Raw genomic sequence first — 22,246 nt, 5'->3', positions numbered from 1 at the left:
CAGGCGAATACGCCGCACATGCGAGACCAGCCTCGGATAGAGCCCTCGCAGGAGCATTTCCGCCACGCCTTCGGCGGGAAGTGGCGGATGAAAAATATTTAAGTTGAACTGACAGAAGCTTCGTGACTTGAGTAAAAGCAAACCGCTTCTTGAGTCCGGTCATCTCGGTAAAGTACCGTGCCATACAAAAAACCGTTGATCTGCGTGCCGATGCGCGCCTTTTCCCGAAATGGCGGCGTGCTCGCGACGCTTGATCTTGTTGATCACCTGGAAACGTCGGAACACTTCCGAACTCGCGTGATCAACTACTTTGGCGAGTATCAGACGCGTCCGAAATCGGATGTCGAAATTCGGGAGCCCTACGTTAGGGGCCTCGGTCGGCTGCCGCTTGGCCTTGGCAGACGTCTCGTTTCGCGGCAGCGCAACCGGATGCTCGAGCACGGGATGCGCGATGCCGACCTCATCATCATGCCCGACGACTGGGGCGTCACCTTCACCGCAGCCTTCGACATCGCCCGGCGCCGCAACATCCCCATCTGCTGTGTCGTCCATATCGATCTCGACAACAAGTTCTCAGCGCCGGGCCGCCGCCAACCCTGGACCAAGGAACAGACGCTCGCCTGCTACCGCAAGGCGGATCTCATCATCTGCGTGAGCGGTGGCATTCGCGAACGCCTCGCCCGCGACCTGCCGGATCGCGCGGACCACATCATCGCGATCCAGAACGGCGTCGATCTCGCCCGGATCGACCGCCTCGCCGCCGAACCGCTGCCCGAAGGCACTGCCCTGCCCGACCTCCCCTGCTTCACCGCGCTCGGCCGCCTCGTCTGGCAGAAGGGGTTCGACCTGCTGATCGAGGCCCACGCCCGGCTGCTCGCGCAGGGTGTGGAGCGCCATGCGATCGCCATCATCGGCGAAGGCCCGGATCGCGCCGCGCTACAGGCGAAGGCCGCGGCGCTCGGCGTTGCGGATACCGTGCACTTCCTCGGCTATGTCGAAAATCCCTTCCCGATCCTCGCACGCTCCGCCGGACTCGTCACCTCCTCGCGCTTCGAGGGTTTCCCCCTCAGCACGACCGAGGGCTGCGCGCTCGGCATTCCGGTGATCTCGACGACCTGCAACTACGGCCCGGCGGAAATCCTCGACCACGGGCGCTATGGCGCGCTGGTGCCGGTGGAAGACCCGCAGGCGCTCGCCCGGGCGATGCAGGACCATCTTGCGCATCCGGAGACGCTGCGCCGCAGGGCCGCCGCCTCGTTCCGGGACCGCCAGCGGCTTTCGGCCGAATACTGCCACGCCCGCTACGAGGCGGCGCTCGCCGGCATCCCGCTCCGGAACGGACGGATGCGGGTCGAGGAGAACGCCAAGCTCTTTCCCGTGGTCGTGCCCCTGCCCGAGCCGCAGGTCGAGGGCCAGCCCTGAGCGGCCGGCGCGCCCTCGCCGCGCTCTTCCTCGCAGCAGCCACGCCCGCGGCGGCCGAGATGCCGGAGCGGTGCGCGGCCGATGACGGCGCGCTCCGCGATGCGGCCTTCGTCTTTGCCGAAACGCCGCGGGTGGGCGACCGGGTCGCCTCGGGCTTCGAGGTCTCCGGCTGCTCCCGCACCTTCGAGAGCACCGTGAACTGGCGGCTGCTCGGTCGGGACGGCACGGTGCTGGCCGAAGGCCATGGCGCGGGCGGCGGGGTCGACGGCCCGGCGCCCTTCAGTTTCAGCGTCGCCTTCACCATCGCCGAAGAGCAGATCGGCCATCTCGAGGTCTACGAGGAGGACGTCTCGGAAGGCGAGGGCTTCCCGCCCGGCCGCACGGTCCTGCCCCTCGTCCTGCTGCCGTGAGCCGCGTCGTCAGCCGCGCAGCCTGTCCATGATCGCGACGAGCTGCGCGCTTATGCCGGGCTCGGAAAGCGCATGCCCTGCCGTCGCCACCATGTGAAGCGCGGAGGCGGGCCAGAGATGGTGGAGCGTGTGCGCGGTATGCGGCGGACAGACCATGTCATAGCGGCCCTGCACGATATGGCCGGGAATATGCGCGATCCGCTCCATGTTGAGCAGGATCTGGCCATCGGTCTCGAGAAAGCCCGCGTTGATGAAATAGTGGTTCTCGAGCCGGGCAAAGGCGCGGGCATACTGCCCCGAGGGGCTTCCGCGCGCCTCGCCGGGATCAAGCACCGCCAGCGCGCTTTCCCAGCCCGCCCAGGCGCGGGCAAAGCGGATCTGCTCGCCCTCGTCCGCCGAGAACAGGCGGCTGTGATAGGCGGTGACGAGATCGCCCCGCTCGTCGGGCGGCACCATCTGGGAAAACGCCCGCCACTGATCGGGCCAGAATTGCCCCGCGCCACCGCCATAGAACCAGTCGAGCTCGCCTTGGGTCATGGTGAAGATGCCGCGCAGCACGAGATTGGTCACGCGATCGGGATGGGTCTGGGCGTAGATGAGTGCGAGGCAGGCCCCCCAGGAGCCGCCGAAGACGATCCAGCTCCCGACGCCGAGTTCGATGCGGATGCGCTCGATGTCCGCGACGAGATCCCAGGTGGTGTTGTTCTCGACCGAGGCCGTCGGCTGCGACCGGCCGCAGCCGCGCTGGTCGAACAGCACCACACGATAGTGCTTCGGATCGAAGAAGCGCCGCATGCCGGGTGAGCAGCCGCCGCCCGGGCCGCCGTGCAGCACGACCACGGGAACGCCGTCGGGATTGCCGCATTGCTCGACGTAGATCCGGTGGCCGCCCGGCATGTCGAGGATCTGCTGGCGGAAGGGCTCGATGGGGGGGTAGAGTCCCCCACGCGGGCCGGCGCCGCTCTGGTTCGGGTTTTCCTTCATGCCTGGACTATGTATCCCTGAAAACCGCCGCACAATCGCAGACCGGACCCATGAGCGCAATGCATGACACCACCACCTCCGTCGATGCCGGCGAAGTCGCCAAGTTCGAGGCCATGGCCTCGGAATGGTGGGACCCCAACGGCAAGTTCAAGCCTCTCCACATGCTCAACCCCTGCCGCCTGGATTATATCACCGACCAGATTGCGGCGGAATTCGGCCGTGACCTGAAGGCGCGCGCGCCCTTCGAAGGGCTCCGGCTGCTCGACATCGGCTGCGGCGGCGGGCTGCTGGCCGAGCCGATGGCCCGCCGCGGCGCGACCGTCGTCGGGGCCGATGCCGCCGAACGCAACATCCCGGTGGCGCGCCTTCATGCCGAACAGTCCGGGCTCGAGATCGACTACCGCCACACCACGGCCGAGGCGCTCGCGGAGGCCGGTGAGCGCTTCGACGTGGTGCTCAACATGGAGGTCGTCGAGCATGTGGCCGACCCGGCGGCGTTCCTCACCACCTGCCAGACGTTGCTGAAACCCGGCGGGCTGATGATCTGCTCGACCCTCAACCGCAACCCCAAGAGCTACGCCATGGCAATCATCGGCGCTGAGCACGTGATGCGCTGGCTGCCGAAGGGCACGCATGACTGGCGGAAGTTCATCACCCCCGACGAGCTCTTCGACCTGCTGACCCGCGCGGGCCTCGATCCGGTGGACCGCAAGGGCATGGTCTTCAATCCGATCTCGTGGAGCTGGCGGCTCTCGGACCGCGACCTCTCGGTCAATTACGTCACCGCGAGCGTGAAACCGGCCGACGCCCCGGCCGCCTGAACCCGCGGCATTTTCGGAAATTCCGCGGCATTGAATGTGCCGCGGACATCCTCTCTTAAAGGAATCGCTTACTTCCGGGACTACACTCGCGACCGGGTGGATAGGGAGTGCAGCCATGATTGGCGGGCTTTACAACACGACGTCCCTTCTGATCGAACCGACGCGAGCGCTCGGTGAATTCATGAGGGTCGCCGATACACATGGCGTGACGCCGGTGGCATCACAGAGCAGCTTTACGGCGCGCGGCACCGATGCCGAAGTGCTGCCGGACCGACTGCCGACGGGGGTTCTCAACTTCGTACCGGTCGTGCTCGAGATGCTCGAGCAGCAGGCGGCCGAGGAAATCGCCGCCGACGAGATCCGGCGCGAATCCGAGCGCCACGCCGAACAGGCAGAGGAGATTCCAGACGCGGGCGGAGGCCGGGAGACGGCCGAGGCCGCCACGGCGCCGCCGCCACGGGAGAGCGAGCAGGCGAAGGAGAGCTCGGCCGCGGCCGAGGGCTATGCGCGCGGCCGCGAGGCCCCGCCGGACACCGAACCGGAACTCGACGCCTTCATCTGAAGTATCAGCGCGGCGCCTGCACGTCCGCCGCCGTCTCGCCGCCGAAGCTCTGCCGGATCGCTCTGAGGATCGGCAAGGCCCGGCGGAGTTCGTCGTTGCGGACCCCGGCCAGAAGCTCGTCCAGAACCGGCGTGATCTCGCGAACCGCACGGTCGCGGGCGGCCTGGCCCGCCGGGCTGATCCCGACCCACTTGCGCCGGGCGTCATCCCAGTCGGGCCGCACATGCACATAGCCCGCCTCGTCGAGCTTGCGCACGGTGTTGGTCATCGCCCCCTTCGTCACATGGAAGATCCGGGCGAGCTGGCCCGGCGTCTTCTCGCCGCCGAGGCGCGAGAAATGGTTGAGCACCATGAAATGCGACAGCTCCATGCCCTTCGGCATCGCCCGGCTGATGCGGATACGCGCGAGCTGTTCGATCATCACGATTTCGCTGAAGAGCGCGATGACAAAGGGATCGCCGGGCGGCCGCGTGCTCATGTCACCCGGACCGGCGCATAGGGCCGGTCATGGGTGAGCGCGGGAATCCGGGCCCGCGCCTTCTCGACGAGCCCGAAATCGAGATCGGCATAGACCACCGTCTCCGGCGCCTCGCCTCCGTCCGCCAGCACCTCGCCCCAGGGCGAGACGGCCAGAGAATGGCCGTAGGTCTCGCGCGCCTTGCCCCGGCTCGCCGGATGGGTGCCGCACTGGGAGGGCGCCAGCACGAAGGCCCCCGTCTCGATCGCCCGCGCCCGGAGCAGCACATGCCAGTGCGCCCGGCCTGTCGGCACGGTGAAGGCCGCGGGCACCGTGAGCATCCGCGCCCCCGCCTTCGCGAGATCGCGGTAGAGATGCGGGAAACGCAGGTCGTAGCAGATCGTCATGCCGACCGCCTCCGCCCCGGCCCGCGCCAGCACCGCCGCCGTGCCGGGGCGATAGGCCGCCGATTCCCGATAGCTCTCGCCGCCGGGAAGCTCGACATCGAACATGTGGATCTTGTCGTAGCGGGCATGGACACGGCCATCGGGGCCGACGAGAAGCGAGCGGTTGACGAAGCGCGCCTCGGGCTCCGGCCCGCCGCGCAGGCAGAGGCTGCCGATGAGGAGCCAGATGCCCAGCTCCGCCGCCACGGCCGAAAGCCGCATGAGCGTCGGGTCCTCGGCCTCGATCCTCAGCCGCTCGGCCTGCAGCTCGCGGGAAAAGCTCACCATGTTGGTGCATTCGGGCGTCGCGACGAAGGTCGCACCCCCGCTCGCCGCCTCGCGCAGCAGCGCCTCGGTCACGGCGAGGTTCACCGCCGGATCGTCGCCGGAGCGAAGCTGGAGCAGGGCAGCGCGCATCGTCTCAGGCCGCGAGCAGCGGATCGAGCTTGCCCATCCGGTCGAGTGCATACATCTCGTCGAACCCGCCGACATGGGTTTCGCCGACAAAGATCTGCGGTACGGTGTAGCCGCCGGAGGCGCGCTCCATCATCTCGCGCCGCAGCTCCGGGTCGCCCGCGACATCGATCTCGGTAAAGGGCACGCCCTTGCGGGCAAGCAACCGTTTTGCTGCCATGCAGTATCCGCAGGTCGGCGTCGTGTAGATCGTGACCGGTTTCATATGCACTCCCTCTGACGAGACTTGATTATACGTCCCGCGACTCACCGAATGCAACGCGGCAGAGCACCAGTACATCGACCCGCGCGGCGCCTGCCGCACGCAGCGCCTCGGTGCAGGCCGAGAGCGTCGCGCCCGTGGTCAGAACATCGTCGATCACCGTGACGGCGCTGCCCCGGATCAGGGCGGCGCGGCGCGGATGGACCGCGATCGCGCCCGACTGGTTCGCTGCCCGCGCCGCACGATCCATCTGTTTCTGGGCCGTGGTCGCGCGGCGGCGCTGGAGCAGATCCGGCACCGCCCGCCGCCCCGACTGCCGCGCGATCGCGCGCGCGAGCTCCGCCGACTGGTTGTAGCGCCGCCCCAGCAGCCGGCGCCAGTGGAGCGGCACGGGCACGACGAGATCGGTTCCGGCGAGAATGTCGCGCCCCGCCGCCGCCATCCAGCGCGCGAGCGCCGGCACCATGTCGAGCCGGTCGGCATGCTTGAGCGCGAGCACCATGCGCCGCCCCGCCCCGTGATAGAGCATCGCCGCAGCCCCCCGGTCCCAGGCCGGCGGATGGCGCTGGCAGCTGTCGCAGACATCGCCCTCCACCGCCACACCGACGAGCGGCACGCCGCAGCACGCGCAGGCCGAGCCGGCGATGAAATGCGTCTCGCGCCAGCAGCTGGAGCAAAGCCCGTGGGCACTGTCGGTGAACTCGGTGCAGGCGAGGCAGCGCGGGGGATAGATCGTGTCAAGGAGCGGCGGGACCACCGTGCGGCGCATCGTGGCCTTGCCCCTCCGGAGGACTGTGATAACGCTGCTTGCCATGTCCGATACGCCGCGCCTCTTCGATTCCGGCCTCCTCACCCGCCGCCGTGCACGTGCCCGCGCCACCGGGCCTGCGGATTTCCTGCACGCCGCGGCGGCCGGGGAAATCTCAGAAAGGCTCTTCGAGGTTAACAGGAGGTTTCAGGCCGCCGCCCTCGTCACCCCGCGCCCGGAGATCTGGTGCGAAACGCTCGCCCCGAACGGCCTCGGCGAGATCCGCACCGTACCCGACGCGGACGTGCTCGAGCTTGCGCCCGGCGCCCATGACCTCGTGATCCACGGGCTCTGCCTGCACTGGGCCAACGATCCCGTCGGCCAGCTGATCCAGGCGCGCCGCGCCCTGCGGCCCGACGGCCTCCTGATCGCGGTGCTCTTCGGCGGCGACACGCTCTCCGAGCTGCGCGCCGCCCTTGCCGAAGCCGAGGCGGAGGTCTCCGGAGGCATCAGCCCGCGCGTCGCGCCGATGGGCGAGATCCGTGCGCTCGGCGGGCTCCTGCAACGGGCAGGCCTCGCCCTTCCGGTCGCCGACGGCGTGCGGCTCGACGTGAGCTACGAGACGCCGCTCCACCTCATGCGTGACCTGCGCGCCATGGGCGAGACCAACGTGATGGCCGACCGGCTGCGCAAACCGATGTCACGGGCGTTGCTCGCACGGGCCTGCACGCTCTACGGCGCCGAATTCGCGATGTCCGACGGTCGGGTGCGAGCAACCTTCGAGCTCGTCTTCCTCACCGGCTGGGCGCCCGATCCCGGCCAGCAGAAACCGCTCCGCCCGGGAAGCGCCGTCCAGCGCCTCTCCGACGCGCTGGAGACCGCCGAGCGGGAGACGGAAAGAGACCACGACCCGTGAGGCGCCTTGATCTGCCGCACTCCGCCCCTATCTCCAACAGCGCCCCGACGCGCGAAAGAGCCGCTAGCCCAGCATGAAAGATACCGTCATCGAGACCGATCAGCCGGGCGAAGGCCGCCTCGCCCACAGCACGCCCGACCATCCCGTCCTGCCGCAGCCGAAGGTCGGCGTCGTTCTCTCGAACCTCGGCACGCCGGACGCGACGGACTACTGGTCGATGCGCCGCTACCTGTCGGAGTTCCTCTCCGACCGCCGGGTCATCGACTACTCGCCCTTCTTCTGGCAGCCGCTCCTTCAGCTCGTGATCCTGTCCAAGCGCCCGTTCAGCTCGGGCGAGGCCTATCGCAGCATCTGGAACGAGGCGCGCGACGAGAGCCCGCTGCGCACCACCACCCGCGACCAGGCCGAAGCCGTCGCCGCCCGGATGGCCGCCCTCTATGGCGATCGCGTGATCGTCGATTTCGCCATGCGCTACGGCAACCCCTCGACCGCCTCGGTGATCGAGCGGCTGCGCGCCCAGGGTTGCGAACGGATCGTGTTCTTCCCGCTCTACCCGCAGTATTCGGCGACCACGACCGCCACCGCGAATGACAAAGCGTTCCGTGCGCTGATGAAGCTCCGCTGGCAGCCCTCGATCCGCACCGTCCCGGCCTATTACGACCACCCGCTCTACATCGAGGCGCTGGCGCAGAGCGTCGAGCAGGTCTATGCGCGCCTGCCCCAACGCCCGGACGTGCTCGTCACGAGCTATCATGGCATGCCGGTTCGCTATCTGACCGAGGGCGATCCCTACCATTGCCACTGCCAGAAGACGACGCGGCTCCTGCGCGAGCGGCTTGGGTTCGGCAAGGACGAGGTCGTGCTGACCTTCCAGTCCCGCTTCGGCAAAGAGGAATGGCTCCAGCCCTATACGGTGGAAGAGGTCGCCCGCTTGGCGAAGACCGGCAAGAAGCGCATTGCGATCATGGCGCCGGCCTTCTCGAGCGATTGCGTGGAGACCCTGGAGGAGATCCGCGAGGAGATCCGCGAGAGTTTCGTCGCGGCGGGCGGCGAGGATTTCGCCTATATCCCCTGCCTGAATGCAGAGGACAGCCACATCGACATGATGATGGCTGTCCTCGAAAAGGAATTGGCGGGGTGGATGACGTCGGTCGGCTAGAAGGCCGTCAGCGCGTCATCGCGAATTCTGCCATCTTTACGGTGCGGGACACCTCGGCAGGATTGCGACGCAGAGCGACAGCCTTTCCGATCGGACGACCCCGGTAAACGGTTTTGCCGTCGCGCACAATGACTTCGCCATTGCGGAGAGCTTCCACGAACTCGCCATGAACCGAAACGCAACTGGACAACTGGATCGTCTGATACATGTTCTTCTCCACCCGTGTTTTTTTGCTCTGAAGGGACCGTCACCATACCGGCCCCAAGCGGGTGTGTCACTTAATAAAAGGTATGAATTAAAATAATCGAAATTTTTTAGAGCAAATCGCGCAACATTGGCAAAAGCGGCAAATCAGCGGCCGGCATGGGAAAACGGTTAATGTCCTCGATTTTAACCCATTTCAACGCAGAATGCACCCTCGGTTGCGGAATTCCCTCCCAGCGGCGGCAGACGTAAAGCGGCATCAGCAGGTGAAAATCGTCATACGCGTGGCTCGCGAATGTGAGGGGAGCCAGGCAACTTTTCCACGTCTCGATGCCAAGTTCCTCATGGAGCTCGCGAATCAGCGCCGCCTCGGGCGACTCGCCCGATTCGACCTTGCCCCCGGGAAATTCCCACAATCCCGCCATGGCCTTGCCCTCCGGGCGGCGGGCCAGCAGGATGCGCCCGTCGGGATCGACGAGCGCAACTGCAACAACGAGGACGAGTGTCACGAGCGGTAGTCCGCGTTGATCTCGATGTAGCGATGGGTGAGATCGCAGGTCCAGACCGTCGCCTTGCCCGAGCCGATGCCGAGATCGACCCCGATCACGATCTCCTCGCGCTTCATGTAGGCCGCGCCTGACGCCTCGGCATAGCCGGGATGCACCCAGCCCTGCTCCGCGACGGGGATGTCGCCGAAGCGGATCGAGAGCAGGTCACGGTCGGCTTCGGCGCCGGACTTGCCGATCGCCGCGACGATGCGGCCCCAGTTCGGATCCTCGCCCGCAATCGCGGTCTTCACCAGCGGTGAATTGGCGATCGACATGCCGACCCGGTGGGCATCCGCATCGGAGGCTGCACCGCTCACCTGGATCTCGACGAACTTCGTCGCCCCCTCGCCGTCGCGCACCACCTGATGCGCCAGATCGCGCATGACTTCCTCGAGGGCTGCGCTGAAAGCATCGAGGCGCGGATCGGCGGGCGAGGCAATGCGCTCCATCGCCGCCTTCCCCGTCGCCGCGACGAGCAGCGTGTCGGATGTCGAGGTGTCGCCATCGACGGTGATCGCGTTGAAGGTGCGCGGCGTGATGTCGGTCACCGCGTCCTGCAACAGCGCCGGCGCGATGTCTGCATCGGTGAAGATGAAGACGAGCATGGTCGCCATGTCGGGCGCGATCATGCCCGAGCCCTTGGCGAAGCCGGTGATGCTGACGGGCACCCCGTCGAGTTCGACCCGTGCGGTCGCGCCCTTCGGGAAGGTGTCGGTCGTCATGATCGCCCGCGCGGCCAGCTCGGCGGCGTCTTCCGCGAGCCCGTCGCGGAGCTCGTCGAGCACGGCGGTGATCCGCGCGGCCGGCAACGGCTCGCCGATCACCCCGGTCGAGGCGATGAAGACATGCGGCTCCGGCACGCCCAGCACCCGTGCCGTTTCGGCCACGGTCACATCCACCGCGCCGCGGCCGGCGCTGCCGGTGAAGGCATTGGCATTGCCCGAGTTCACCACGATCGCGAAGCCGCCCTCGCCCGCACCCTGGCTCTCGAGGCGCGCCAGCACCTCCTCGCACCAGAGCACCGGGGCGGAGCGGGTCGCCGAACGGGTGAAGGCCCCGGCGACGGCCGCGCCGGAACAGACCTCGGCCAGCATCACATCGAGCCGGCCCTGGTAGCGGACACCCGCGCGTGCCGCCGCGAAGCGCACGCCGGGGATCGCCGGAAGGGCGGGAAACCCGCCCTTCGGCGCGAGAGGGGAAACGGGACCCTTGCCGCTCATCGACGCGCGCCTCCGCCTACTGGCCGGAGACCAGCCCTTCGTCGTCGAGCGCCGACGGCGGAACACCGGTGTCGGGCGTGTCGATCTCGGCGCCGTCACGCAGCTCGGCGATCGCGTCCTGCACCTGCTGCTGCCGGATCTGGTCCTCGATCTGCGGCCGGACCTCCTCGAGCGTCGGCGCCGTCGAGTCGCGGGTTTCCTCGAGCTTGATCAGGTGCCAGCCGAACTGGGTCTGGACCGGGCCTGCAACGTCGCCGGGCTTCATCGCCACCACGGCCTCTTCGAACTCCGGCACCATCCGGCCGAGGCCGAACCAGCCAAGCTCGCCACCCTGCGCGGCGGAGCCGTCGGTCGAGTTTTCCTTGGCGACCTCGGCGAAATCGGCGCCATCGTTGATCTGCGCCAGAAGCTCCTTCGCCTTGTCCTCGCTGTCGACGAGGATATGCGCCGCGCGGTATTCGGGCTCCGGCTCGAAATCGGCGAACTGCTCGTCATAGGCGGCCTGCACCGCGGCTTCGTCGAGCGGCTCGGAGATGATGCCCTGCACCGCGAGATTGGCGAGCGAGCCGCGACGCTCGTTCTCGAGCAGGAGCCGGATGTCGAGCGGATCGTCGTCCTGCGAGGTCGACTCGGTATCGGCCAGCAGCGTCTGGTCGATCATCTGGTTGAGCAGGTTCGGGAAGAGAACGTCGGCGGGAATCTGCTGGAACTGCTGCGGAAGCCGGCTGCGCAGCAGGATGAGATGGCCGAGCGTGATCTCGGTCCCATTCACCGTGGCGAGCACCGTCGTAGCATCATAGTTGGCCGCGGCCTCCGTCGCGTCCGCGGCGGGCTCCTGCTGATCCTGGGCATAGACAGGTGTAGAGAGGATCAGCCCGGCAAGAGCCGTTGCGGTGAGTAGACTGCGCATGAAGTTCTCCGCATAACGCGTGCCGCGCTCCTGCCGGCACGTCCTGGAACTGCTGGCCGCCGCACCCGGCGGCGGCGTTGACAGGCGCGGCCCTGCCGCTTACATCCCAACCCGGTTCGGACATGGGCCGGACGCGCCTCGCGGCAGACTTAGACCGATCGGCGCCGGTGGACAAGCGCCCCCGTCATGACATTTCGGTGGGCCGGAGCATATCCGCCGGGGCGCGCGAAACGGTCCCGCCGGACAGGACATTGAGGACGACAGGTAATGCTGGGACTGGGCACGATCGCAAAGAAGGTGTTCGGCACGCCGAACGACCGCAAGATCAAGGCTACCCGCCCGCTCGTGGAGCAGATCAACGCGCTCGAACCCGAATTCACAGCGCTGAGCGACGCGGAGATCATCGGCAAGACGGCGGAATTCCGCGAGCGGTTCGCCAAGGGCGAGACCCTTGACGACCTCCTGCCGGAGGCCTTCGCCAACGCCCGCGAGGCGGCGCGGCGCACCCTCGGGCTCCGGCCCTTCGACGTGCAGCTCATGGGCGGGATCTTCCTGCATCAGGGCAACATCTCGGAGATGAAGACCGGCGAGGGCAAGACGCTGATGGCGACACTGCCGGTCTATCTCAACGCGCTCGCGGGCCGCGGCGTGCATGTGGTGACGGTGAACGACTACCTCGCCCGGCGCGACGCGGAATGGATGAGCCTCGTCTACCATGCGCTCGGCATGACCGTGGGCGTCGTGGTGCCCGGCATGGCGGAGCCCGAGAAGAAGGTGGCCTATGACGCCGACGTCACCTACGCCACCAACAACGAGCTCGGCTTCGACTATCTGCGCGACAACATGAAGTCGAGCCTCGACCAGGTTCTGCAGCGCGACCACTATTTCGCCATCGTGGACGAGGTCGACTCGATCCTCGTCGACGAAGCGCGCACGCCGCTCATCATCTCCGGCCCGAGCCAGGACCGCTCCGAGCTCTACCGGACGATCGACAAGCTCGTGCCCGAGCTCCAGCCCGAGCATTACGAGGTCGACGAGAAGCAGCGCGGCGCAACCTTCACCGAAGAGGGTAACGAGTTCCTCGAACGCCGCCTGCTCGAGGACGGCATCCTCGCCGAGGGCGCCACGCTCTACGATCCCGAGAGCACCAACCTCGTCCACCACGTCAACCAGGCCCTGCGCGCCCATGTGCTCTTCAAGCGCGACAAGGACTATATCGTGCGCAACGGCGAGGTCGTACTCATCGACGAGTTCACCGGCCGCATGATGTCGGGCCGCCGCCTCTCCGAGGGGCTGCACCAGGCGATCGAGGCCAAGGAAGGCGTCTCGATCCAGCCCGAGAACGTCACCCTCGCCTCCGTCACCTTCCAGAATTACTTCCGGCTCTACGAGAAGCTCGGCGGCATGACCGGCACCGCGGCGACCGAGGCCGAGGAATTCCAGGAAATCTACAATCTCGGTGTGGTCGAGGTGCCGACGAACCGGCCGGTGATCCGCCAGGACGACGACGACCAGGTCTTCCGCACCGCGCGCGAGAAATACGAGGCGATCGTCATCGAGATCAAGCGCGCCCACGAGGACGGCCAGCCGATCCTCGTCGGCACCACCTCGATCGAGAAATCCGAGCTGCTCTCGGGCATGCTCAAGGCCGCCTCAGTGCCGCACAACGTGCTGAACGCGCGCTACCACGAGCAGGAAGCAAAGATCATCGCCGAGGCGGGCGTGCCCGGCGCGGTGACCATCGCGACCAACATGGCCGGCCGCGGCACCGACATCCAGCTCGGCGGCAACGTCGATGCCCGCGTGCTCGACGAGCTCGAGACCGCCGGCGAGGATGCCGATCCGGCGGCGATCCGCGCCCGTGTCGAGGCCCAGATCGCCGAGGCCAAGGCCAAGGCGCTGGCCGCCGGCGGGCTCTACGTGCTCGCCACCGAACGCCACGAGAGCCGCCGCATCGATAACCAGCTCCGCGGCCGCTCCGGCCGTCAGGGCGACCCGGGCCGCACGAGCTTCTACCTCTCGCTCGAAGACGACCTGATGCGCATCTTCGGCTCCGACCGGCTCGATTCGATGCTGGGCCGGCTCGGCATGAAGGAAGGCGAGGCCATCGTTCATCCCTGGGTCAACAAGGCGCTCGAGAAGGCTCAGGGCAAGGTCGAGGCACGCAACTTCGACATCCGCAAGAACCTCCTCAAGTTCGACGACGTGATGAACGACCAGCGCAAGGCGATCTTCGCCCAGCGCCGCGAGATCATGGAGGTGGAGGATCTCTCCGAGATCACCCGCGACATGCGCCATCAGGTCATCGAGGATCTCATCACCGAGCATGTGCCCGCCCGCGCCTATGCCGATCAGTGGGACATCGAGGGCCTGAACGCAGAGGTCCGGCGCATCTTCGGCGTCGATCTGCCGCTGCAGGCCTGGGCCGACGAGGAGGGCGTCGATGACGAGACGATCTCCGAACGCCTGATCGCCGAGACCGATCGCCTGATGGCGGCCAAGGTGGCGCATTACGGCGCCCAGGCCATGCGCAGCGTCGAGAAGCAGGTGCTGCTGCAGGTGATCGACCAGAACTGGCGCGAGCATCTGGTGACGCTCGACCATCTGCGTTCCGTCGTCGGCTTCCGCGGCTACGCCCAGCGCGATCCGCTCAACGAATACAAGACCGAGGCGTTCCAGCTCTTCGAGAGCCTGCTCAACCGGCTGCGCATCGAGGTGACGCGCATGCTCGCCCATGTCCAGATCATGACGTCCGAGCAGCAGCAGGCGATGATCGCCGAGATGCAGGCCCGTGCAGAGGCCGAGGCGAAGGAACAGGCCGCGAGCCATCCCGAGCTCGCCGAGGCCACGGCTGCGCCCCAGCCCGCCCCGGCCGCGGCGGAGGCCACCGATCCCTCCGGCGCGCAGGTCGTGCCGATGCCCGCGCCGCGCACCGCCGGGGTCGATCCGGATGATCCCGCGACCTGGTCGCGCTCCGGCCGTAACGATCCCTGCCCCTGCGGCTCGGGCAAGAAATACAAGCACTGCCACGGCCGCGTCTGAGATCCCGGGCCGGGCGGGCGCCGGTTGCATTCCGCCCGGCCCGGTTCTAACTAGGTCGTTAACGCTCTGCCCGAGGACCTGACCCGCGCATGAACTGGATCTCCAACTACGTCCGCCCGAAGATCAATTCGCTGTTTTCCCGCCGCGAGGTGCCGGAAAACCTGTGGGTCAAATGCCCCGCCTGCGGCACGATGCTGTTCCACCGCGAACTGGAAGACGCGCTCAACGTCTGCACGAGTTGCGGCCATCACATGGCGATCTCGCCGCGCGACCGCTTCCGGGCGCTCTTCGACGGCGGCGTGTTCCTCGAGCTCCCCGTCCCGGTGCCGGTCGCCGACCCGCTCGGCTTCCGCGACCAGAAGAAATACCCCGACCGGCTGCGCGAGGCGCGCAAGAAGACCGGCGAGGACGGCGCCATGCTTGTCGCCGAAGGCGAGATCGGCCGGCTGAAGACCATCTGCATCGGCCAGGACTTCGCCTTCATGGCGGGCTCCATGGGCATGCAGGTCGGCAATGCGATCATCGCGGGCGTCGAGCGCGCGGTTCAGGAACGCTGCCCGGTGGTGCTCTTCGCCGCCGCGGGCGGCGCGCGCATGCAGGAGGGCATCCTCTCGCTCATGCAGATGCCGCGCTCGACCGTCGCCGTGCAGATGCTGAAGGAAGCGGGGCTGCCCTATGTCGTGGTCCTGACCGACCCGACCACCGGCGGCGTCACCGCAAGCTACGCCATGCTCGGCGACGTCCAGATCGCCGAACCCGGCGCGCTCATCTGCTTCGCCGGCCCCCGCGTCATCGAGCAAACCATCCGCGAGACGCTGCCCGACGGCTTCCAGCGCGCGGAATACCTGCTCGACCATGGCATGCTCGACCGGGTAGTCGCCCGCAAGGAGATGCGCGAGGAACTCGCCCGGCTCCTGCGGCTCCTCACCAATTCCACACCGCCCGTCTTCGGCGACCTGCCCGCGCCCGAAGCGATCCCCGCCCTGCCCAGATAAGGCTTCCGGCCATGACCGAGACGAGCGACCGCGTGCTTTCGCGGCTCATGTCGCTGCACCCGAAGGTGATCGACCTTACACTCGGCCGCGTCGAGCGGCTGCTTGCGGCCCTCGGCCATCCCGAACGGCAGCTGCCGCCGGTGATCCATGTCGCCGGCACCAACGGCAAGGGCTCCGTGGTGGCGATGCTGCGCGCCGGGCTCGAAGGCGCGGGCAAGCGCGTCCATGTCTACACCTCGCCGCATCTCGCGCGCTTTCACGAACGCATCCGGCTCGCGGGCACGCTCATCTCCGAGGACCAGCTCATCGCCGATCTCGCGCATTGCGAGGCGATGAACGGCGGCGAGCCGATCACCTATTTCGAGATCACCACCGCCGCCGCCATCCTCGCCATGGCCCGCGAACCGGCCGACTATACCCTGCTCGAGGTCGGCCTCGGCGGGCGGCTCGATGCGACCAATGTCATCGGCAGCCCGGCGCTCAGCGTGATCTGCCCGGTCTCTCTCGACCACCAGCAGTATCTGGGTGAGACGCTCGAGGAGATCACCTTCGAGAAGGCAGGCATCCTCAAGCATGCCGTCCCCGCCGTCATCGCGCCGCAGGATCCCATCGCCGAGGCGGTGATCGAGGCCCGCGCCGCCGAGCTCGACGCCCCCCTCCTCCTCGCCGGCCGCGACTGGCAGGTCTGGGAGGAGCACGGCCGCATGGCCTATCAGGATCTACACGGCCTGCTCGACCTGCCTCTGCCCCGGCTGATCGGCGCGCATCAGGTCACCAATGCCGGCACCGCGATCGCGGGCCTGCGGCGGCTCGGCTTCGACGATGCCGCCTGCCTCGCCGCCGTCAGCCGCCCCGAATGGCCCGCCCGGCTCCAGCGCCTGCGCCAGGGGCCGCTGGTCGAGGCCGCCGAGGCCACCGGCGCCGAGCTCTGGCTCGACGGCGGCCACAACCCGGCGGCGGGTGCCGCGCTCGCCGAGGCGCTCGCCCGGCTTCCGGCCCGGCCGCTCCACCTCGTCACCGGCATGCTGCGCACCAAGGACGTCGGCGGCTACCTCCGCCCGCTCGCCCCGCTCGCCCGCAGCCTCTCCGCCGTCTCGATCCCCGGCGAAACCGCGACCCTCACCGCCACGGAGACCGCCGAGGCCGCCCGCGCCGCGGGCATCGCGGCCACCGAGGCCGAAAGCGTCGCCGCCGCGGTGGCGGCAATCGGCGCCGTCGAGCCACATGCCCGCATCCTCATCTGCGGCTCGCTCTACCTCGCCGGGGGCGTCCTGCGCGAAAACGGCTGACCCGCAGCCCGCGATCGGGGCTTGAACGCAGGCGCAGCATTGGCCCTAATGTCATCTGGGGCCAGCGCGAGGACATCCGCCGATGACGACGATACCCGAACCGAAGCTGATCGACCGCCTGCTGCAGGTGATGGAAGACGATATCGTGCCGCTGACACAGGCGGGCGTGCGCGAGGGCAACAAGGTCTTCGGCGCCGCGATCCTCCGCAAGTCGGACCTCTCGCTGGTGCTTGCCGGCACCAACAACGAGGTGGAGAACCCGCTCTGGCACGGCGAGGTCCACACCATGAAGCTGCTTTACGAGATGGCGCCGGAGGATCGCCCCGCGCCCGGCGACTGCATCTTCTTCGCCACGCACGAGCCCTGCTCGCTCTGCCTCTCGGCGATCACCTGGGGCGGCTACGACAATTTCTATTTCCTCTTCAGCCACGAGGACAGCCGCGACAGCTTCAACATCCCCCATGACCTCCGGATCCTGAAGGAGGTCTTCACCCTCGAGCCGGGCGGCTACAACCGCGAGAACGCCTACTGGAAGAGTGCGGGCCTGATGGCGGGCATCGAGGCCGCGCCCGAGGCCGAAAGGGCCGCCTTCCTCGCCCGCGTCGAGGCGCTGAAGGCGACCTATGCCGAGATGTCGGACACCTACCAGTCCCACAAGACCGATACGGAAATCCCGCTCAACTGACGTCCCGAAGCCCGCGCCGGGGCCGCCTCAGCCTTCGCCCCGCTGCGCCCGTGCCAGCCGCTCGGTCTCGGCATCGATCGGGCGGCGCAGCGCCGCGATCAGCGGATGCCGGTCGGTGTGCTCGCGGCCGTAGGAGAGGTTGAAGGCGTAGTCGATCGCCGCCGGGTCTATGCCCTGGACATGCTGGAGCACCGTCTCGAGCCGGTCGAGCCCCTTCGCCAGCCGCGCCTCCGGGCTTGCGAGGGCATTGTATTCGTCCCAGAGCGCCATGATCCGCGCCGCGGCGGCGGGCGGCAGAAGCCCGGCGAGACCGGCCATGTCGGCGCGTTCGTCGGCGGTCTTGTCCCCGGCCTGCGCCGGGGCCGGAATGTCGCCGTGCACCGCCTCGCCGAGATCGTGGATCACGAGGATCTGCAGCAGCCGGCCGAGATCGATCTCCGGCAGCGCCTCGGCAAGCGCCACCGCCATCAGGCAGAGCCGCCAGCTGTGCTCGGCGGTGCTCTCCCGCCGCCCGCCGCTGGTCGAGCCGCTCCGCAGCGTGTCCTTGAGCGGCTCCACGGCGCGAAAGAACGCGGCATAGGCGGCAAGCTCGTCCTCGGGAATCGAATCCTCTTGGGTCATGGCGCCGACTATTCCCCGGCGCCGCCCGCCTGTCCATTGCCCGCGTGCCGCAGCCGCACCGGCCCGAGCCGCCGCCCCCAGATCAGCAGCCAGAGCCCGTAGCAGACGAGCGTCGTCGCCATGTCCGTCAGATGCAGTGCCCGCAGCCCGGCCGCATCCGTCTGCGACACGTCGAGCAGCAGCAGGCTCAGCCCGCCGAGCGGGGTGGGTGGCGAGACGAGCAGCAGCGCCACCGCGTTGTTGACGAAATGGAGGCCGATCGCGGCCGAGAGATTGCCGAGGCGTGCGGTGATATCCCCGAGCACCAGCCCGATCAGCCCCGCAGAGGCCGCCACGAGCCAGGCATTCGCCCCATGCGTCACCGGATCAAAATGCAAGGCGCCGAAGACGAGCGCCGGCAGTCCGAGCCAGATGAGGCGCGACCGGAACCGGGCGGCGAGCGATTGCATCAGATAGCCGCGAAAGGCGATCTCCTCCGCCGCGCACTGGATCAGCACCGCAGGAATGGCGAAGGGCAGATGGCGCAGCCATTGCGGCAACGGAACGCCCGGCTCGAGCGGCAGGACATCATGGAGCAGCGCGAGCGAGAGCAGCGCGAGCCCGCCCCAGATCGCCACCGCCCAGCCGAAGAGCCCGGGCCGGAAGCCGCCCGGCCCGAAGACGCTCCGGAAACTCCGGCGCTGGAACAGCCGCACCGCGAGCGCCGTGCCCGCGATCATGCCGCCGAAGGCATAGAGGAACCCGATCGTCAGCAATGCGGGGTCGTGAAGCTGGTGCCCCTTGGCGAATTCCCTCAGCGTCGGCGCGACGGAGACCAGCGCGCCGAACCACGCGATGCAGATCACCACGCAGCCCGCCAGCATGCGCCAGAGTGCCGGTCTGGCACGCGCCGGCGCGACATAAGCCTCGATCGGTGCGAGTTCCGTCACGCGCCCGTATCCCGTCCGTTCCTGCCGCTCATCTGCCTGCGCGCCCGGTCCCGCCCCGGTCCCGGAGCGCAACCGCGTCAGACGACATCGCAGACCCAAAGTCACCCGGCCCGCCAGAATGGGCGGGCCGCCGTGAAATCCTCCGTTCCGGCCGACATGTGCCCGGAACCGGCCGCACTCTAGAGCGAAAACGGCTCGGACTGAAACAGTCCGAGCCGCGGATTACGGTGAAACTCTGAAAAAATGGACCGAAACCCCGGTCGGTTTGCCGGCCACTCCGAAGCGGCCTCGGTCCGGCAGCCGGCCCGGCCGTCGCCTATGCCTTGCCCCGCTTCGTGCGATGCTTGGTCAGGGAGGTGATGTTGACCTTCTTGCGGTCCTTGTAGGGGTTCTCGCCCCCGCGCAGGAACAGCCGGATCGGCGTGCCCGGCATGTCGAAATCCCGGCGCAGCCCGTTCACCAGGAAGCGCTTGTAATCCTCGGGCACCGCGTCGGGGATGGAGGCAAAGACGACGAAGGTCGGCGGCCGGGTCTTTACCTGGGTCATGTAGCGCAGCCGGATGCGGCGGCCGCCGGGCGCGGGCGGCGGATGGTCCGCGATCTGCGTCGCGAGCCAGCGGTTGAGCCGCGCCGTCGAGATGCGGCTGTTCCAGGTGCCATAGGCCTTGACGATCGCGTTGTGCAACCGGTCGAGCCCCTTGCCGGTCAGGGCCGAAATCATCACCATCGGCGCGCCGCGAAGCTGCGGCAGCAGCCGCCCGAAAGCCTCGCGCAGCTCGTTGAGCTTCTGCGGCTTCTCGTCCTCGAGATCCCACTTGTTGACCGCGACCACCACCGCGCGCCCCTCGCGCTCGGCGAGATCTGCGATGCGCAGGTCCTGGCTCTCGAAGGGGATCTGCACGTCGAGCAGCACGACCACCACCTCGGCGAAGCGCACAGCGCGCAGCCCGTCGGCAACCGAGAGCTTCTCGAGCTTTTCCTGAACCTTCGCCTTCTTGCGGATGCCCGCCGTGTCGAAGATCCGGAAGGGCGTGCCCATCCATTCGGTGCGGACCGCGATGGCGTCGCGGGTAATCCCGGCCTCGGGGCCGGTCAGAAGCCGGTCCTCGCCGAGGATCGCGTTGACAAGCGTGGACTTGCCCGCGTTGGGCCGCCCCACCACGGCGATCTGGATCGGCCGGCCCTCGGGGATCTCCGCCCCCTCGCCCTCCTCGTCGACGCTGTCATCGATCGGCTCGATGCGCTCGGCGAGGTTGTCGATATCCTGATGCGCCCTGATCAGCGGCTCGAGAACCTGCTCGAGCTCCCCCAGCCCAGCGCCATGCTCCGCCGACATCGCGATCGGCTCGCCGAGGCCGAGCTCGTAGGCCTCGAGCATCCCGCCTTCCGCGGCGCGGCCCTCGACCTTGTTGGCCGCGAGGATCACCTTGATGTCGCGCTTGCGCATCATCTCGGCCAGCGTCCGGTCGAGCGGCGTGAGCCCGGTGCGCGCATCGACCAGGAAGAGGCAGGCATCGGCCATCACCATCGCCCGCTCGGTAAGCGCCCGCATCCGGCCCTGGAGGCTCGCATCCGTCGCCTCCTCGAGCCCGGCGGTGTCGATCACCTGAAACCGCAGCGCGCCGAGCCGGGCATCGCCCTCGCGCAGATCGCGGGTCACGCCCGGCTGATCGTCGACGAGCGCGAGCCGCCGCCCGACGAGGCGGTTGAAAAGCGTCGACTTGCCCACGTTGGGGCGGCCGATGATCGCAAGCGTGAAGGACATCAAAAGACTTTCGCATGGCCGCAGGCGGAGGGGCCCGCGGCACGAGGGTTGACCAGCGGCCGGCTCATTGCAAGGCGTTGAGCTTGCCGTCCTCGGTCACGACATACATGATCCCGCCGGCGATGACCGGCGGCGCCGCCGCGCCCGCAGGCAGCTCGATCTCGGTCAGCAGCCGGCCGTCGGTCGGGCTGAAGCCCCTGAGCCGCGCATCCCCGCTGGCGATCCAGAGCCGGTCGCCGGCCAGGATCGGCCCGAAATGCGTGATGGCGCGGAACGGCATCCGGTCGCCGAAGATGTTGTGGTTGGGATGGAACTGCGGCAGCTCGACCGACCAGATCTCCTCGCCCTTCGCGGCATCGGCGCGTACCAGCGCGCCGCGGTCCGAGACGAGGAAGATCGAGTCGCCCACCGGCCAGACCGGCCCGTAGGCGCCCTCGTCCATGGTCCAGAGCCGCGCGCCGGTGCTGCGCTCCATGCGCAGCGTGCGGCCGTTCTGGCTCGAGGCATAGATGGCGGAGCCGAGGATCACCGGATCGCCGGTGATGTCGCCGATCGAGCTGCGGGCGAGATCCGGCCGCCCCGGCGTCACCGCCGTGCCCCATTCCCAGAGCCCCGTCGCCACCGACACCCCGCGCAGCTCGCCCGAGGTGAAGGGAATGACCGCAAGGCCGCCCGCCACCGCGGGTGTCGCCCCGCCCATCAGACCGGCGCCCTTCCCGGCACTCTTGATCTCCCAGAGGGTCTCGCCCGTCGCGGTGGAAAGCGCGAGCGCCGTGTCGTCGCGCAGCACCACGAAGAGCCGCGAGCCCTCGACCACGGGTGCTGCAGGCACCGGCGCCTCGAAGGATTTTCGCCAGAGAACCTGCCCCGTCCCCGGCTCCATGGCGAGCACCTCGCCGAAGCCCGTGGTGACGAAGAGCACGCCACCGGCCTGCGCCATGCCGCCGCCCGGCGCCGAATCCGCCTTCTGGCCGACAGGAACGAGGTTCTTGGTCCAGACCCGTGCGCCCTGCGGCGTCACCGCCGAGAGGTTCGCCTCGGCATCCATTCCGAAGACCAGCCCGCCCGCAGCGATCGGCGTCACCGTGACCCGTTCGCGCCGCCCGCCGCCCTTGCCGAGCGGGAAGGACCAGCGCAGCCGCGGCTCGGCGGCAAAGGCCGGCTGTTGCGCCGGCCGCCCGCTGGCAGACCCGTTGCGGAAGCTCCAGTCGGCATTGACCACCGCCGGCGGCAACGCGATCGGCCGCGCCCGGTTCGGCGTCGTGTCTTGGCCGACGAACTCGTTCGCGCGCACCGGCTCACGCTCGCCCGGAAGCGGCTTGTCCCTGCTGCCGCAGGCGCTCAGCAGAACGGCAAGCGCCAGCGCCACGAAAACCTTCGGGGCGCTGGCGGGTTTCCGCGCCGGTTCCAGCCGAGAGACTGCCGTCATCTTTGCCC

At 68.3% G+C, this 22,246-nt stretch carries 23 protein-coding genes; 10 read left to right on the top strand and 13 right to left on the bottom strand.

Translation table 11 applies throughout. The features are described from left to right. Window positions 1-210: 210 nt before the first annotated feature. Entirely contained in the window at window positions 211-1,422 is a 1,212-nt protein-coding gene (locus ACF66B_RS16345; protein WP_392664888.1) for a glycosyltransferase, read from the top strand. A gap of 59 nt (window positions 1,423-1,481) precedes the next feature. Then, window positions 1,482-1,832, top strand: coding sequence for a Gmad2 immunoglobulin-like domain-containing protein (locus tag ACF66B_RS16340; protein ID WP_111429918.1), 351 nt, complete (start codon window positions 1,482-1,484; stop codon window positions 1,830-1,832). Between the two features lie 9 nt (window positions 1,833-1,841). Here ACF66B_RS16340 and pip read toward each other — a convergent pair whose 3' ends face one another. Then, window positions 1,842-2,816, bottom strand: a complete 975-nt coding sequence (gene pip, locus ACF66B_RS16335; RefSeq protein ID WP_111429919.1) for a prolyl aminopeptidase — start codon at window positions 2,814-2,816, stop codon at window positions 1,842-1,844. A gap of 59 nt (window positions 2,817-2,875) precedes the next feature. On the opposite strand from pip, the gene ubiG reads away from it, so the two are divergent. Further along, on the top strand, window positions 2,876-3,637 hold the full coding sequence (gene ubiG / locus ACF66B_RS16330; protein ID WP_392664885.1) for a bifunctional 2-polyprenyl-6-hydroxyphenol methylase/3-demethylubiquinol 3-O-methyltransferase UbiG: 762 nt from the start codon (window positions 2,876-2,878) through the stop codon (window positions 3,635-3,637). Between the two features lie 115 nt (window positions 3,638-3,752). Next, a complete protein-coding gene (locus tag ACF66B_RS16325) occupies window positions 3,753-4,199 on the top strand; it encodes a hypothetical protein (protein WP_111429921.1) in 447 nt (148 codons plus the stop codon). 4 nt (window positions 4,200-4,203) lie between these two features. On the opposite strand, the gene ACF66B_RS16320 is transcribed toward ACF66B_RS16325, so the two are convergent. The 4 genes from ACF66B_RS16320 to ACF66B_RS16305 are packed head-to-tail and all read right to left on the bottom strand — an operon-like array spanning window position 4,204 to window position 6,592. Further along, window positions 4,204-4,677 (bottom strand): MarR family transcriptional regulator, encoded by a 474-nt coding sequence (locus ACF66B_RS16320; RefSeq protein ID WP_111429922.1) that lies wholly within the window; start codon window positions 4,675-4,677, stop codon window positions 4,204-4,206. After that, complete coding sequence (locus tag ACF66B_RS16315; protein ID WP_111429923.1) at window positions 4,674-5,519, bottom strand: carbon-nitrogen hydrolase family protein; 846 nt, start codon at window positions 5,517-5,519, stop codon at window positions 4,674-4,676. Before ACF66B_RS16315 ends, ACF66B_RS16320 begins: the two co-directional genes overlap by 4 nt. 4 nt (window positions 5,520-5,523) lie before the next feature. Continuing rightward, window positions 5,524-5,781, bottom strand: a complete 258-nt coding sequence (gene grxC, locus ACF66B_RS16310; RefSeq protein WP_111429924.1) for a glutaredoxin 3 — start codon at window positions 5,779-5,781, stop codon at window positions 5,524-5,526. 25 nt (window positions 5,782-5,806) lie between these two features. Next, window positions 5,807-6,592 (bottom strand): ComF family protein, encoded by a 786-nt coding sequence (locus ACF66B_RS16305; protein WP_392663298.1) that lies wholly within the window; start codon window positions 6,590-6,592, stop codon window positions 5,807-5,809. Between ACF66B_RS16305 and ACF66B_RS16300 the strand changes: the two genes are divergently transcribed. Continuing rightward, entirely contained in the window at window positions 6,591-7,442 is an 852-nt protein-coding gene (locus tag ACF66B_RS16300; RefSeq protein ID WP_111429926.1) for a methyltransferase domain-containing protein, read from the top strand. The two genes, ACF66B_RS16305 and ACF66B_RS16300, sit on opposite strands and share 2 nt — an antisense overlap. Before the next feature lie 73 nt (window positions 7,443-7,515). Continuing rightward, entirely contained in the window at window positions 7,516-8,601 is a 1,086-nt protein-coding gene (hemH, locus tag ACF66B_RS16295; RefSeq protein WP_111429927.1) for a ferrochelatase, read from the top strand. A gap of 7 nt (window positions 8,602-8,608) precedes the next feature. Here the strand turns inward: hemH and ACF66B_RS16290 are convergent, their stop codons facing one another. The 4 genes from ACF66B_RS16290 to ACF66B_RS16275 form a co-directional block, all read right to left on the bottom strand. Next, window positions 8,609-8,809, bottom strand: coding sequence for a hypothetical protein (locus ACF66B_RS16290; protein ID WP_111429928.1), 201 nt, complete (start codon window positions 8,807-8,809; stop codon window positions 8,609-8,611). A 106-nt stretch (window positions 8,810-8,915) separates the two neighbouring features. Beyond that, window positions 8,916-9,314, bottom strand: coding sequence for a (deoxy)nucleoside triphosphate pyrophosphohydrolase (locus tag ACF66B_RS16285; RefSeq protein WP_111429929.1), 399 nt, complete (start codon window positions 9,312-9,314; stop codon window positions 8,916-8,918). Further along, window positions 9,311-10,573, bottom strand: a complete 1,263-nt coding sequence (gene argJ / locus ACF66B_RS16280; protein ID WP_111429930.1) for a bifunctional glutamate N-acetyltransferase/amino-acid acetyltransferase ArgJ — start codon at window positions 10,571-10,573, stop codon at window positions 9,311-9,313. Before argJ ends, ACF66B_RS16285 begins: the two co-directional genes overlap by 4 nt. Window positions 10,574-10,589: 16 nt before the next feature. Next, window positions 10,590-11,483 carry a peptidylprolyl isomerase gene (locus ACF66B_RS16275; protein WP_111429931.1) on the bottom strand — a complete coding sequence of 298 codons (894 nt, stop codon included), beginning with the start codon at window positions 11,481-11,483 and terminating at the stop codon, window positions 10,590-10,592. 267 nt (window positions 11,484-11,750) lie between these two features. Between ACF66B_RS16275 and secA the strand changes: the two genes are divergently transcribed. The 4 genes from secA (at window position 11,751) to ACF66B_RS16255 (ending at window position 17,494) form a co-directional block, all read left to right on the top strand. Next, window positions 11,751-14,525 carry a preprotein translocase subunit SecA gene (secA, locus tag ACF66B_RS16270; protein ID WP_111429932.1) on the top strand — a complete coding sequence of 925 codons (2,775 nt, stop codon included), beginning with the start codon at window positions 11,751-11,753 and terminating at the stop codon, window positions 14,523-14,525. Window positions 14,526-14,614: 89 nt separating this feature from the next. Beyond that, complete coding sequence (gene accD / locus ACF66B_RS16265) at window positions 14,615-15,520, top strand: acetyl-CoA carboxylase, carboxyltransferase subunit beta (RefSeq protein ID WP_111429933.1); 906 nt, start codon at window positions 14,615-14,617, stop codon at window positions 15,518-15,520. An 11-nt stretch (window positions 15,521-15,531) separates the two neighbouring features. Then, the gene (locus ACF66B_RS16260) at window positions 15,532-16,809 is read left to right on the top strand and encodes a folylpolyglutamate synthase/dihydrofolate synthase family protein (protein ID WP_111429934.1); all 1,278 of its coding nucleotides are present in this window, start codon (window positions 15,532-15,534) and stop codon (window positions 16,807-16,809) included. Between the two features lie 82 nt (window positions 16,810-16,891). Then, a complete protein-coding gene (locus ACF66B_RS16255; protein ID WP_111429935.1) occupies window positions 16,892-17,494 on the top strand; it encodes a nucleoside deaminase in 603 nt (200 codons plus the stop codon). Window positions 17,495-17,521: 27 nt separating this feature from the next. Here the strand turns inward: ACF66B_RS16255 and ACF66B_RS16250 are convergent, their stop codons facing one another. The 4 genes from ACF66B_RS16250 to ACF66B_RS16235 form a co-directional block, all read right to left on the bottom strand. Next, entirely contained in the window at window positions 17,522-18,115 is a 594-nt protein-coding gene (locus ACF66B_RS16250; protein ID WP_111429936.1) for an HD domain-containing protein, read from the bottom strand. A gap of 8 nt (window positions 18,116-18,123) precedes the next feature. After that, the gene (locus ACF66B_RS16245; RefSeq protein ID WP_111429937.1) at window positions 18,124-19,044 is read right to left on the bottom strand and encodes a CPBP family intramembrane glutamic endopeptidase; all 921 of its coding nucleotides are present in this window, start codon (window positions 19,042-19,044) and stop codon (window positions 18,124-18,126) included. 316 nt (window positions 19,045-19,360) lie between these two features. After that, the gene (gene der / locus ACF66B_RS16240) at window positions 19,361-20,809 is read right to left on the bottom strand and encodes a ribosome biogenesis GTPase Der (RefSeq protein ID WP_111429938.1); all 1,449 of its coding nucleotides are present in this window, start codon (window positions 20,807-20,809) and stop codon (window positions 19,361-19,363) included. Between the two features lie 64 nt (window positions 20,810-20,873). Next, window positions 20,874-22,238 carry a PQQ-binding-like beta-propeller repeat protein gene (locus ACF66B_RS16235; protein WP_111429939.1) on the bottom strand — a complete coding sequence of 455 codons (1,365 nt, stop codon included), beginning with the start codon at window positions 22,236-22,238 and terminating at the stop codon, window positions 20,874-20,876. Window positions 22,239-22,246: the final 8 nt, after the last annotated feature.

Origin of the sequence: Amaricoccus sp. B4, from assembly GCF_043226085.1 — a bacterium.
GTDB lineage: Bacteria > Pseudomonadota > Alphaproteobacteria > Rhodobacterales > Rhodobacteraceae > Amaricoccus.
The sequence above is the reverse complement of the archived record's forward strand: the minus strand, read 5'-3'. Positions and strand labels throughout refer to the sequence as shown.

What these genes read in the sequence shown, in the direction of transcription:
- ACF66B_RS16345 (WP_392664888.1), top strand. Translation starts at nt 211, where the DNA reads ATGCGCGCCTTTTCCCGAAATGGCGGCGTGCTCGCGACGCTTGATCTT.
- ACF66B_RS16340 (WP_111429918.1), top strand. Translation starts at nt 1,482, where the DNA reads ATGCCGGAGCGGTGCGCGGCCGATGACGGCGCGCTCCGCGATGCGGCC.
- pip (WP_111429919.1), bottom strand. Translation starts at nt 2,816, where the DNA reads ATGAAGGAAAACCCGAACCAGAGCGGCGCCGGCCCGCGTGGGGGACTC.
- ubiG (WP_392664885.1), top strand. Translation starts at nt 2,876, where the DNA reads ATGCATGACACCACCACCTCCGTCGATGCCGGCGAAGTCGCCAAGTTC.
- ACF66B_RS16325 (WP_111429921.1), top strand. Translation starts at nt 3,753, where the DNA reads ATGATTGGCGGGCTTTACAACACGACGTCCCTTCTGATCGAACCGACG.
- ACF66B_RS16320 (WP_111429922.1), bottom strand. Translation starts at nt 4,677, where the DNA reads ATGAGCACGCGGCCGCCCGGCGATCCCTTTGTCATCGCGCTCTTCAGC.
- ACF66B_RS16315 (WP_111429923.1), bottom strand. Translation starts at nt 5,519, where the DNA reads ATGCGCGCTGCCCTGCTCCAGCTTCGCTCCGGCGACGATCCGGCGGTG.
- grxC (WP_111429924.1), bottom strand. Translation starts at nt 5,781, where the DNA reads ATGAAACCGGTCACGATCTACACGACGCCGACCTGCGGATACTGCATG.
- ACF66B_RS16300 (WP_111429926.1), top strand. Translation starts at nt 6,591, where the DNA reads ATGTCCGATACGCCGCGCCTCTTCGATTCCGGCCTCCTCACCCGCCGC.
- ACF66B_RS16305 (WP_392663298.1), bottom strand. Translation starts at nt 6,592, where the DNA reads ATGGCAAGCAGCGTTATCACAGTCCTCCGGAGGGGCAAGGCCACGATG.
- hemH (WP_111429927.1), top strand. Translation starts at nt 7,516, where the DNA reads ATGAAAGATACCGTCATCGAGACCGATCAGCCGGGCGAAGGCCGCCTC.
- ACF66B_RS16290 (WP_111429928.1), bottom strand. Translation starts at nt 8,809, where the DNA reads ATGTATCAGACGATCCAGTTGTCCAGTTGCGTTTCGGTTCATGGCGAG.
- argJ (WP_111429930.1), bottom strand. Translation starts at nt 10,573, where the DNA reads ATGAGCGGCAAGGGTCCCGTTTCCCCTCTCGCGCCGAAGGGCGGGTTT.
- ACF66B_RS16275 (WP_111429931.1), bottom strand. Translation starts at nt 11,483, where the DNA reads ATGCGCAGTCTACTCACCGCAACGGCTCTTGCCGGGCTGATCCTCTCT.
- secA (WP_111429932.1), top strand. Translation starts at nt 11,751, where the DNA reads ATGCTGGGACTGGGCACGATCGCAAAGAAGGTGTTCGGCACGCCGAAC.
- accD (WP_111429933.1), top strand. Translation starts at nt 14,615, where the DNA reads ATGAACTGGATCTCCAACTACGTCCGCCCGAAGATCAATTCGCTGTTT.
- ACF66B_RS16260 (WP_111429934.1), top strand. Translation starts at nt 15,532, where the DNA reads ATGACCGAGACGAGCGACCGCGTGCTTTCGCGGCTCATGTCGCTGCAC.
- ACF66B_RS16255 (WP_111429935.1), top strand. Translation starts at nt 16,892, where the DNA reads ATGACGACGATACCCGAACCGAAGCTGATCGACCGCCTGCTGCAGGTG.
- ACF66B_RS16250 (WP_111429936.1), bottom strand. Translation starts at nt 18,115, where the DNA reads ATGACCCAAGAGGATTCGATTCCCGAGGACGAGCTTGCCGCCTATGCC.
- der (WP_111429938.1), bottom strand. Translation starts at nt 20,809, where the DNA reads ATGTCCTTCACGCTTGCGATCATCGGCCGCCCCAACGTGGGCAAGTCG.
- ACF66B_RS16235 (WP_111429939.1), bottom strand. Translation starts at nt 22,238, where the DNA reads ATGACGGCAGTCTCTCGGCTGGAACCGGCGCGGAAACCCGCCAGCGCC.